The organism is Blautia sp. AM23-13AC, from assembly GCF_003435675.1.
Lineage (GTDB): Bacteria > Bacillota > Clostridia > Lachnospirales > Lachnospiraceae > Fusicatenibacter > Fusicatenibacter saccharivorans.
Genome location: NZ_QTUL01000004.1, coordinates 162,320 through 174,314, shown reverse-complemented (window position 1 = coordinate 174,314; position 11,995 = coordinate 162,320). Strand labels below are relative to the sequence as shown.

The window sequence follows — 11,995 nt, the reverse complement described above, 5'->3', positions numbered from 1 at the left end:
CAACTTAATCAGCAGACACTAAATATAGATTATCGCAGCTGTCAGGAATTTCCCAGTCGTCACTGGGAAGAATCATGGCGCAGGAAAACCTGCCGTCGCTGATCACACTTGAAAAAATATGTGCAGCTTTGGGCGTGACATTATCGCAGTTTTTTCAGGAAGATAATTCAGAGAATCTGACAGAAAAACAGAAAGAAGTTCTAGGGATATGGAACGATCTGAGTACAAATGAGCAGGAAACAGTAATGTCAATGCTGCGTGGACTTCGGAAGTAGAAGAACAGTTCGAGTATATGTATCGGCTGTTCTTTTTTTATTTTTTGGCGTTAAAACGGTAATGTTTTTCTTGTGTACAGTAGAGTGCTATAGTATAATAAAACCAGTTTTTTGCATAAGTATTAAAGCTATAATATGGAAATCGGCAAACCAGATGAAAGTCTGGGACGCAAAGCTACAGGGCCTGTAAAATGGCAGCCAGTTGCATAAAATGAGGTGCACTGTCTGTCTGACAGTGCTTTTTTGTGGTGTTATTTCATAGACGTGACAATAATAAATTTTATTAGGGGGACTTGTAATGAAAAAGAAAAGATGGAGCAAGGTTTTGTCTGTATGTTTAGTGATGGTGACCTCTTTATCACTTTTGTCAGGATGTGGCGAGAAGAGTGCAAAAAAAGAAGACGAAGAAACCATCACGGTGTATTTATGGAACACAAACCTGTATGAAAAATATGCACCATACATCCAGGAACAGCTCCCGGATATCAATGTTGAATTTGTAGTAGGGAATAATGATCTGGATTTCTATAAGTTTCTTGATGAAAACGGTGGATTGCCGGATATTATAACCTGCTGTCGTTTTTCCCTGCATGATGCAAGTCCCCTGAAAGACAGTCTGATGGACCTTTCCACAACCAATGCGGCAGGTGCTGTCTATGATACCTACCTTAGCAATTTCAGGAACGAGGATGGAAGCGTAAACTGGCTTCCTGTGTGTGCGGATGCACATGGTTTTGTAGTGAACGAAGATCTTTTTGCAAAGTATGGTATCCCGTTGCCAACAGATTACGAGAGTTTTGTTTCCGCCTGCCAGGCATTTGACAAAGTGGGTGTTCGTGGATTTACGGCAGACTATTCTTATGATTATACCTGTATGGAAACACTGCAGGGTCTGTCTATATCAGAGTTGTCTTCTGTGGAAGGACGCAAGTGGCGGACGGTCTACAGTGACCCGGAAAATACAAAGAGAGAAGGTCTGGACGATACCGTCTGGCCAGAGGCTTTTGAACGTATGGAACAGTTTATTCAGGATACAGGGCTTAGTCAGGAAGATCTGAATATGGATTATGATGATATTGTTGAGATGTACAAAAGTAGCAAGCTTGCCATGTACTTTGGCAGTTCTTCCGGTGTAAAAATGTTCCAGGATCGGGCATTAACACAACATTCCTGCCATTCTTTCAGGAGAACGGTGAAAAGTGGATTATGACTACGCCATATTTCCAGGTGGCCTTAAACCGTGATCTGACAAAGGATGAAACACGCAGAAAGAAAGCAATGGAGGTACTGGATACAATGTTTTCAGAGGATGCGCAGAACAGGATTGTTTATGATGGACAGGATCTGTTAAGCTACAGTCAGGAGGTGGATATGCAGCTTACGGAATATCTGAAAGATATAAAACCTGTGATCGAAGAAAACCATATGTATATCCGTATTGCGTCAAATGACTTTTTCTCTGTTTCCAAGGATGTGGTTTCGAAGATGATCTTAGGAGAATACGATGCAGGGCAGGCATACCAGTCATTTAATTCTCAGCTTCTTGAGGAAGAAACTGCTTCTGAGGATATCGTGCTGGATTCACAGAAGTCGTATTCCAACCGTTTCCACAGCAGTGGAGGAAATGCAGCATATTCTGTTATGGCAAACACGCTACGTGGCATCTATGGGTCAGATGTGCTGATCGTAACCGGAAACAGCTTTACGGGAAATGTGCTGAAAGCCGGCTACACAGAAAAAATGGCAGGTGACATGATCATGCCAAATGGTCTGGCGGCTTACAGCAGCAAGATGAGTGGGGCTGAGCTGAAAGAAATGATCAAAAACTTTGTAGAAGGCTATGAGGGAGGATTTATTCCGTTTAACCGTGGTTCTTTGCCAGTGGTTAGTGGTATTTCTGTGGAAATTAATGAAACGGAAGATGGCTATACATTAAGTAAAGTTACAAAGGATGGAAAGGCAGTTCGGGATGAGGATGCTTTCACGGTGACCTGTCTTGCCACACCGCAGCATATGGAAACTTATCCTGTAGATGAAAATATGATATTTGATGGAGAAGCTACCTCTGTGAAAGATACCTGGACAGCATATGTTTCAGGTGGCAATGCCGTTCTTGCAGAAGCTGAAGATTACATAACCCTGAGGTGAGAAGAATGGATGTTAAGAATTCTAATAGAAATAGAAAGAAACCTGTCAGGAAAAAAGGATTGAGAATAGTTGCCTTTCTTCTTCTCTTTATAGGAGTTGTTCTGGCTGTTTTCCGATATTATAAGTTTATGTCGAAATCTATTTATGAGGAAAGTGTTTCTCATCTGACGGAAGTTTTTCATCAGTCTGATCAGATGCTGAGAGAACTGACAAATAAGAACCTGACTTACCTCCATATTTAGGGTGAAAATCTGCAGAATATCTCTGGTGAAAGCGAAATCCTTGATTATATAGAGCAAGCACAGGAAGATGCAGGTTTTTTAGACTTCTATTTTCTATCAGCGGTCGGAGACTATAAGAGGGTAACAGGAGAAACTGGGTACCTTGGATTGCAGGAAAATATTGAAGAGGAGATCCGGCAGGGAAAAGATGTGATCGCGAATGTAGCAGTTCCCGGAAAATCCCAGCAGCTTGTTTTTGCCACACCTGAGGCTCATGGAATTTATCAGGGATTTGAATACGATGCAATTGCCATTGCTTATGAAAATTCTGATATCGTAGATGTGCTGGATATTTCTGCTTTCCATGGAAATGCTCAGAGTTTTATTGTTCATTCGGATGGTCGTGTTGTAATTGCTCATTCTTCCGAGTTATGGGGGAACGTGTATAATTTCTTCGGCTTTCTGAGAAGGCATTCTGATATGTCTGAAAAAGAGATCAATGTCCTTTTGGAGAAGTTTAAAGCGGGACATACTGATGCGATGTTGCTGAATCTGGATGGAAGAAATTATTATCTGGTCTATGAAAAATCGGATATTCAGGACTGGATGTTTCTGGGACTTGTCCAGTCTGATATTGTCAATGCCAGTATGAATAATCTGCAGTTTACCACGATGCTTCTTGTTGGAGCTGTTGTACTTTGCATTGCTGCCTTTTTTATCAGTCTTATTATCCAGAAAAACAGGACAAATCTCAGAAGAAAGGATGCGGAGATCCGGTACCGTGATGAGCTGTTTCAAAAGCTTTCCATGAATGTGGATGACGTTTTCCTGATGCTGGATGCCCAAACATATCAGACGGATTACATCAGCCCTAATGCGGAAAAACTGCTGGGTATTACAGTAGAACAGATCCGCAAGGATATTCGTGTTTTAAGAAAACTGCACCCTGCAGATTCCGAAGACTCGCAGAAGAATCATCTGAAAGAAATTCCGGTTCATGAACAGCAGGAGTGGGATTTTGAATCTATACATCAGAAGACAGGGGAAAGGCGCTGGTTTCATAATATTGCAATGGGAAGTGAGGTAAACGGGGAAAAGAAATATATTCTGGTTATGTCAGACCGTACCTCTGACTGGAAAATGAACCAGGCTCTTTCTGAGGCAGTCCATGCGGCAGAGACTGCAAATAGGGCGAAGAGTATTTTTCTTTCCAATATGTCTCATGATATTCGGACACCAATGAATGCGATTATTGGATTTACGACACTGGCTGTAAGTAATATTGATGACAAAAATAGGGTTCAGGATTATCTGGGCAAAATTCTTTCTTCCAGTAAGCATTTGCTTTCACTGATCAATGATATATTGGATATGAGCCGGATTGAGAGCGGAAAGATCCATCTGGAAGAAACAGAAGTCTGTCTGTCGGATGTGCTTCATGATCTGAAGACGATCATCAGTGGACAGATTCATGCGAAGCAGCTGGAGCTTTATATGGATGCCATGGATGTTACGAATGAGGATGTCTATTGTGACAAACTGCGGCTGAACCAGATACTGCTGAATCTTTTGTCAAATGCGGTTAAGTTTACTCCGGCAGGCGGAACCGTTTCTGTCCGTCTCAGACAGTACCCGGGAAAAGCAAAAGGCAGCGAACTGTATGAATTTCGGGTAAAGGATAACGGAATTGGAATGAGTCAGGAATTTGTACAGAAGATCTTTTCTCCTTTTGAGCGAGAGCGGACTTCTACAGTCAGCAGGACTCAGGGTACGGGACTTGGAATGGCCATTACCAAGAACATCGTGGATATGATGGGCGGTACTATTGAGGTTCAGACAGAGCAGGACAAGGGCACCGAGTTTATAGTCCGTCTGCCATTTCGGACTCAGCCTGAGCATCATTGCATAGAGAAGATTTCGGAACTAGAGGGTCTTAAGGCATTGGTTGTAGACGATGACTTTAACACCTGTGACAGTGTAACAAAGATGCTTGTAAAGGTTGGAATGCGTTCGGAATGGACAGTCTCGGGTAAAGAGGCTGTTCTCCGTGCACGACAGTCAATGGAGCTGGGGGATGCATTTCATGCTTATATCATCGATTGGCTTCTGCCGGATATGAATGGAATTGAAGTTACACGTCAGATCCGGAGTCTTGATGACAATACGCCGATCATTATTCTGACTGCATACGACTGGTCAGATATCGAAACAGAAGCCAGAACTGCAGGAGTGACTGCATTCTGCGCGAAACCTCTGTTTATGTCAGATATCAGAGAGACTCTGATGGCTGCCATCGGTCAGAAACAGGCCCGGGCAGAGGATAAGATTCTTCCGGCAGCAGATTTAGATTTCAGAGGCAGGCGTATACTTCTTGTGGAAGATAATGAACTGAACAGTGAAATTGCAGTGGAAATTCTGAAAGCATATGGATTCCTGGTTGATACAGCAGAAAATGGAGCAGAGGCAGTGGAGAAAATTAAAAATTCAACACCGGAGGATTATGATCTGGTACTGATGGATGTGCAGATGCCTGTAATGAATGGATATGAGGCTACCAGGCAGATTCGTGCGCTTACTGATCCGGCACTGTCGGGAATTACCATTCTTGCCATGACTGCTAATGCTTTTGATGAGGACAGAAAGAAAGTTCTGGAATGCGGTATGGATGGATTCTTATCCAAGCCAATAATTATTGAAGAATTGATTGATACGTTACAAAAGAATCTGGATTAGGCGCCTGGAACATCATAAAACCCACAAGGTAGAAGAGGGAAATGGAAATCAGGCAATCAGGAGCCTTCCAGGTGCATGGGAAAAGCAGACAGGAAACAGAGGCTGTGTATCGGAGAAACTGTATCAGCTTTGTGATACAATGGTTGCACCGGAATATCGTCCGCTGATACGTCCATTTCGGGTGTTTCTACACTTTCAGCCAGATTGAAGACGGAAGAATGTATTTATACAGAATACAGGATGTGTGATGGCAGCTGGCACAGGATGCTTTTTATTGTAAAAAAGCGGGATGAGTCTGGAAATGTAACCCATGTTTTATGAAAATCCGGCAGTGCAGGCGAAGGTGAATGAGCAGGTAACAGTAATGTCCATGCTTCGTGGACTTCGGAAGTAGAAGAACAGTTCGAGTATATGTATCGGCTGTTCTTTTTTGTTTTTGCACATTAATACGACAATGTTTTTCTTGTATACAGTAAAGCGCTATAGTATAATAAAACTAGTTTTTTTACATACGTTTAAAAGCTATAATAAGGAAATCGGCAAACCAGATGAAAGTCTGGGACGCAAAGCTACAGGGCCTTTAAAATGGCAGCCAGCTGCATGAAATGATGTGCACTGTCTGTCTGACAGTGTTTTTTTGTGGTGTTATTTCATAGGCGTAACTATAATAATTTTACTGGGAGAGAGAAAAATATGAAAATAAATAAATCAGTATTGCAAAGGGGTATCATTTTAGTATTGTGCAGCTGCATCCTTTTTTCAATCTGTCCGGTTTATGCTTTTGCAGCAGAAAATCAGAAAGAGAGAGTTGTCAGGATTGGTGTACCGGATGATACATATGATAAGATAAATGAAAATGGAAAAAGAAGCGGATACGGCTATGAATATCTGCAGAAAATCGCAGGTTATACCGGGTGGAACTATGAATATGTAGATTGTACATGGGAAAATTGTTTTGACAAATTAAAAAATGATGAGCTGGATATGATAGAAGGAATCTCTTATACGGAGGAACGGGCAGAGACTATGCTTTTTTCCGCTATTCCAATGGGAGACGAAAGATATTATGTCTACGTAAAACCCGATCATACAGACATCTCATCCTCTGACACTGCATCTTTCAATGGGAAAAAGATTGGGGTGCTTATGGGTTACCTGTCGGAAATGGTATTGAACGAGTGGGAAAAGAAATATGATCTGCATACACAGCATGTCAATGTTTCAAATAATGAAGATGCTTTGAAGAAAATTGCAGACGGAGAAATTGACGTTTTTGTATCGTTAGAGGATTCCCGTCTGGGTGGGTACGGAATGGTGGCCTTAACGAATCTCGGAAGTTCAAAAATATATTTTGCGATTGGCCAGAGTCATTCTGATTTAAAGACAGAGCTGGATAATGCTATGAGAAGGATCACAGATGATGATCCTTATTATGCAGATGAACTGCATAAGCAGTTTCTGTCAGTGGCCAGTGTATATTTTCTGACGGGAGAAGAACAAAAATGGCTGTCAGAGCATGGAGAAATCAAAATCGGTTATTTGATAAACGATGGCGGGGTCAGTACTCTTGATACAGAAACCGGAAAAGTGAGCGGCCTGATCACGGATTACATCCAGCTTGCACAAAACTGCCTGAAAGGGCAGACTTTGAAATTTAATATCAAGGGGTATGATTCACAAGAGGATATGCAAAAAGCGTTGCATGATGGAGAAATTGATATGATTTTTCATGTGATGCAAAATACGAATGCTGCCGAAGACCTGGGCTATGATCTGACAGATACTGTCTGGAAGTATAATATGGCGGCTGTAACGGTTAAAAAGAGTTTTGATGAAAATGCTGAAAATACGGTTGCGATACCAAGAGAAGAGAGTGATTTGAAGTCTTATGTTTCCTATAATTATCCACAGTGGCATGTGAAGGAATATGCTACCTGGATGCAAAAAAGGCTGTATATAATGGAAAAGCAGACTGCATGATTATGGCCTCAGGCAAGCTGAAACAATATTCCGATGATAATAAACTGTACAGTGTTTTTCTGGAAAAGTACGGTATGGTGTCGTTTGCAGTCAGACGTGGAAACAGCATGCTGCTGTCTGTCCTGAATAAGACGATAAAAACAATGTCTGCTTCAAAATTCTCCAATGCTGTGTATATGTATGACAGTAATCTGAAGAAAGTTACGGTAAAGGAGTTTATAAGGGACAATTTCTGGAGTTTTATGTTGCTTGTTGTATCTGTTTTTTTGATCGTGCTGATACTGATACTTGGATTCCTCCGAAAAGCCAGAATTGCAGAGAAAAAGGCAAAAGAGGCACAGCAGCAGGCAGAAAAGGCGAACAGTGCAAAGACACATTTTTTGAGACAGATGAGCCACGATATCCGGACACCTTTAAATGGAATTATTGGGATGATCAATATATCAGAGCGTTATTATGGCGATAAAGAAAGATTATATGAATGTAAAGCAAAGGTAATGGAATCCATGGACTATCTGCAGTCCCTTCTAAATAATGCTCTGGATATCGGAAAAGTAGAATCTGGAACATTACAGTTGGTAAACAAGCCATTTGATCTGGTTGCAATGCTCGTAAAACAGATTTCGATTATTGAGACAAATGCAAAGGAGTATGGTATCCGCTTTGAAGGCGGAGCTTCCATGAGTACTTTTCATCACAGATATGTTATTGGCAGTGAGGAATATCTAAACCGTCTTCTTATGAATCTTGCCGGAAATGCCGTTAAATATAACCGAAGAGGTGGTAAAGTAAGCCTGTATTTCAATGAGATTTCAAGTGATGACAAGACGGCAGTTTTTGAATTTGTATGTTCCGATACGGGACTTGGTATGAGCGAAGAATTTCAGAAACATGCATTTGAATCCTATGCCCGGAAAGGAAAAGAAACAACGAATGGATATAGTGGTGCCGGACTTGGACTTTCTATTGTAAAAGATATTGTGGACAGGATGAATGGAACAATCAAACTGGAAAGTAAAGAAAATGTAGGTACAACGTTTACCGTTACGATACCACTTGAGATTGATCATAATGCTGAGAAGGAACAGCAAAAAAAAGTGGAAAAGCCTGATCTGTCGGGGAAGAGTGTATTATTAGTTGAGGATAATGAGCTAAATCTGGAAATTGCAAAAATGCTGCTGGAAGATGAAAAAATGGTTGTGACTACGGCAGAAAATGGCAAGGAGGCTGTGGATATTGTTTCTCAGTCAGTTCCAGGCAGATTTGATTTTATTTTTATGGATATTATGATGCCGGTAATGGATGGATTAGAAGCAGCCAGACAGATAAGAACATTGAACCGTAAAGATACAAAAGAGATACCCATCATTGCGATGACAGCGAATGCATTTCAGGATGATATCAGGAACTGCATAGATGCCGGAATGAATGCACATATTGCAAAACCCATTGACAGTAAAAAAATAGAGGACACTTTGCTATTGGTTTTAAAACAAAAAATGCAGTAAGAAAATTCTTTGTGTTGTGTTTCTGGCAGCCCCGGTCAGGGCGGCAGATTCAGATGAAGATATTGATGCGGCAGTGCAATTTTGTTAAACCAGGAGGTTGACAAGGAGATGTATAGAGAAATATATTTGACAGACAGACAGACAGACAGACAGACAGACAGACAGACAGGAGATTTAATATGATTTCGAGAGCAAAGAAATATGTGGCAGTATTACTGGCTTTTGTATGCGTGTGTATGATATTTTCTCCCCAGACTGCATATGCAGCCGAGGACAGTTCGCAGCATGAAACTGTCAAAGTCGGTTTCTTTGCCATGGATGGTTATCATGTGATGGATGAAGAAGGCAACCGCAGCGGGTATGGCTATGATTTTCTTCGGCTGATGGCCCGTTATTGGGATGTAGATTACGAATATGTCGGATATGATAAGAGCTGGGATGATATGCAGCAGATGCTTGAAGATGGCGAGATTGATATGGTAACATCTCCCCGCAAAACACCGGAAAGAGAAGAAAAGTTTGATTTTTCACGTCCGATCGGAACCAATAATGGGATTCTGACCGTCCGCAGTGACAACAGCACGATTGTGGATGGCAATTACAGTACTTACAACGGTATGCGTGTGGCACTTTTGAACGGAAGCACACGAGATAAAGAGTTTGCGGATTTTGCAGGCAATAAAGGATTTACATATGATTCATTTTATTTTGATACGACAGAAGAGATGGAGGAAGCTCTTCAGAGCGGAAATGTTGATGCTATTGCTGCCACTTCTATGAGAAAAACAAATAATGAGCGTATCTTGGATAAATTTGACAGCGGCGATTTCTATGTCATTGTTAAAAAAGGTAATACAGAATTGCTGAATGAGATCAATTATGCAATCGACCAGATGAATGCAGTTGAGGGTGACTGGAAAACGACACTTTATAATAAAAATTATGAAAGCATCGAAACTAAGAATCTGGAATATACGGAGAAAGAAAAAAGTATTATTTCACAGTATTCCAAGGACAACCCGCTTCATGTTCTGTGTGATCCGACCCGTTATCCATATTCTTATAATGAAAATGGTGAGATGAAGGGTATTATCCCGGATTACTTCCGGAAAATTGCAGACTATGCCGGGATTTCCTATGAGTTTCTTACACCTGCCACCAGAGATGAGTATATTGCTTATCAGAAAAATAAGGAAACCACAGATATGAGCATCGATGCGCGCCTGGAAACAGATAACTATGCTGAGACGAAAAAATGGGGGATTACTGCACCTTTCATTACGATGCAGCTGGCAAGGGTGACACGGCGTGACTTTGATGGAAAAATTAATGTTGTTACTACTGTTGACCAGACAGCATCAAATTCCATTGAAGATGCAATGGCGCCCGGTGCAGAAAAACTGATGTGCAGTACCCGACAGGAAATGATGGAAGCTGTCCGTGAGGGTAAAGCAGATGCTGCCTTCGTCTACTATTACATGGCACAGGCGTTTGTGAACAGTGACACTACGGGCACCATGACATATACTCTGCTGGAACAGCCTACATTCACCTACCGCATGGTAATTTCATCAACTGAGAACCATGCGCTGGCTGGTATTCTGACGAAAGCAATGTATGCCATGCCCCAAAATCTTGTTGAAGATCTTGCAGCACAGTATACCACATACAAAGCAACAGAGCTGACATTTGTTGACTGGATCCGTCTGCATCCTGTTGTTACTGTTTTGGTTCTACTTATTTTTGGATGGCTGCTGACTGCTATGGCTGTGATAATGGTGCATCTCAGTGCAAGAAAAAAAGCTCAGAAGGCGGCCCAGGAGAAAGCTGAGGAAATGGCGGAACTGGCAGAGCATGCACAGGCTGCAAACAAGGCAAAAACAGCATTTTTGTCACATATGTCCCATGATATGAGGACACCGATGAATGCAATCATAGGATTTACCAGTATTGCAATGAAAAACAATCCGTCAGACGAAGTGAAAAATTGTCTGGAAAAGATTGACGAAAGCTCAGAGTATTTACTGTCGCTGATCAATGATGTATTAGATCTGACCCACATCGAAAGTGGAAAAGTGAAATACAATCCGGTACCGGCGGATGTGAAAAACATTACAGATTCTGCATTGGATATTATAAAAGGCTTTCTTACGAACAGGGATATCAACTTTAAGATTCAGCGTGAAGATGCAAAGATTCCGAATGTACTTGCGGATCCTGCACGCCTGCGCGATGTGCTGGTCAATATTCTGAGCAATGCCGTAAAATACACTCCGGATGGAGGAACGATTACCTTTGAAGCCCGGTGTCAGGAAAAGGGCGGGGATGGATATATAAATATGCGTTACCGCATTTCGGATACTGGTATTGGCATGAGTGAGGAATTTACAAAAGAAGTTTTTGAGGAATTTGCACAGGAAGATTCCGATGTGAGAACGCAGTACCATGGAGTTGGACTGGGGATGGCTATCGTAAAGAAGTATGTAGATATGATGGGTGGAACCATTTCCGTGCAGAGTAAAAAGCATGAGGGAACCACATTTGCTGTGGATATTCCTTTGGAAATTACAGATAAGGAATGTAATAAGTCAGACACAGGTATTTCTGAAAAGGTGAATCTTACAGGTGTGAATGTCCTTCTTGCAGAGGATAATGAACTGAATGCAGAGATTGCTGCCGTGCAGTTGGAAGAGTTCGGGATGAATGTAGAAAGAGTTGTGGATGGAAAGAATGCTGTTGAGATTTTCAGAAATCATCCGGAAGGCACATTTGATGTAATCCTGATGGATATCATGATGCCTGAAATGAATGGTTATGAAGCAGCAAAAGCAATCAGGGCAATGAATGACAGACCGGATGGAAAAAACATTCCTATTATAGCAATGACAGCTAATTCATTTGCAGAAGATGTTCAGGCATCACTGGATGCAGGAATGAACGCACATTTGTCAAAGCCGATTGTGATTGATGAGGTTATAAAAACGATTATAAGGTATGTATATCATTGATTAGCAGAGGTTCATGAATTAGTGGAGTACAATTGACAGGAGCTTCGAATGTGTCATTTTTGTGTCAGAAAAAATGGTTTCGTTGCCAGAAATGCAAATATTTACAAGGCTTTTTGCAAATA

6 protein-coding genes, 1 pseudogene and 2 riboswitches are annotated in these 11,995 nt (G+C 41.4%); all 7 genes and pseudogenes read left to right on the top strand.

The genetic code is table 11. The features are described from left to right. Nucleotides 1-29: 29 nt before the first annotated feature. Nucleotides 30-275: pseudogene (locus DW642_RS06895) on the top strand (helix-turn-helix domain-containing protein); the annotation flags it as partial. Nucleotides 276-409: 134 nt separating this feature from the next. Further along, a riboswitch (cyclic di-GMP riboswitch) is annotated at nucleotides 410-485 on the top strand. A gap of 88 nt (nucleotides 486-573) precedes the next feature. Beyond that, nucleotides 574-1,485: an ABC transporter substrate-binding protein gene (locus DW642_RS16225; RefSeq protein WP_242991143.1), complete on the top strand. Its 912-nt coding sequence runs from the start codon at nucleotides 574-576 to the stop codon at nucleotides 1,483-1,485. Then, nucleotides 1,482-2,423: a hypothetical protein gene (locus tag DW642_RS16220; RefSeq protein WP_242991142.1), complete on the top strand. Its 942-nt coding sequence runs from the start codon at nucleotides 1,482-1,484 to the stop codon at nucleotides 2,421-2,423. The genes DW642_RS16225 and DW642_RS16220 overlap by 4 nt, the downstream gene beginning before the upstream one ends. Before the next feature lie 389 nt (nucleotides 2,424-2,812). Continuing rightward, nucleotides 2,813-5,377 carry a response regulator gene (locus DW642_RS06885; protein WP_330410117.1) on the top strand — a complete coding sequence of 855 codons (2,565 nt, stop codon included), beginning with the start codon at nucleotides 2,813-2,815 and terminating at the stop codon, nucleotides 5,375-5,377. Between the two features lie 528 nt (nucleotides 5,378-5,905). Beyond that, a riboswitch (cyclic di-GMP riboswitch) is annotated at nucleotides 5,906-5,981 on the top strand. 89 nt (nucleotides 5,982-6,070) lie between these two features. Beyond that, nucleotides 6,071-7,357, top strand: coding sequence for a transporter substrate-binding domain-containing protein (locus tag DW642_RS06880; protein WP_117509698.1), 1,287 nt, complete (start codon nucleotides 6,071-6,073; stop codon nucleotides 7,355-7,357). 176 nt (nucleotides 7,358-7,533) lie between these two features. Continuing rightward, nucleotides 7,534-8,865 carry a response regulator gene (locus DW642_RS06875; RefSeq protein WP_242991147.1) on the top strand — a complete coding sequence of 444 codons (1,332 nt, stop codon included), beginning with the start codon at nucleotides 7,534-7,536 and terminating at the stop codon, nucleotides 8,863-8,865. Between the two features lie 179 nt (nucleotides 8,866-9,044). After that, a complete protein-coding gene (locus DW642_RS06865) occupies nucleotides 9,045-11,873 on the top strand; it encodes a transporter substrate-binding domain-containing protein (protein WP_117509695.1) in 2,829 nt (942 codons plus the stop codon). Nucleotides 11,874-11,995: the final 122 nt, after the last annotated feature.

What these genes read in the sequence shown, in the direction of transcription:
- DW642_RS16225 (WP_242991143.1), top strand. Translation starts at nt 574, where the DNA reads ATGAAAAAGAAAAGATGGAGCAAGGTTTTGTCTGTATGTTTAGTGATG.
- DW642_RS16220 (WP_242991142.1), top strand. Translation starts at nt 1,482, where the DNA reads ATGACTACGCCATATTTCCAGGTGGCCTTAAACCGTGATCTGACAAAG.
- DW642_RS06880 (WP_117509698.1), top strand. Translation starts at nt 6,071, where the DNA reads ATGAAAATAAATAAATCAGTATTGCAAAGGGGTATCATTTTAGTATTG.
- DW642_RS06875 (WP_242991147.1), top strand. Translation starts at nt 7,534, where the DNA reads ATGTATGACAGTAATCTGAAGAAAGTTACGGTAAAGGAGTTTATAAGG.
- DW642_RS06865 (WP_117509695.1), top strand. Translation starts at nt 9,045, where the DNA reads ATGATTTCGAGAGCAAAGAAATATGTGGCAGTATTACTGGCTTTTGTA.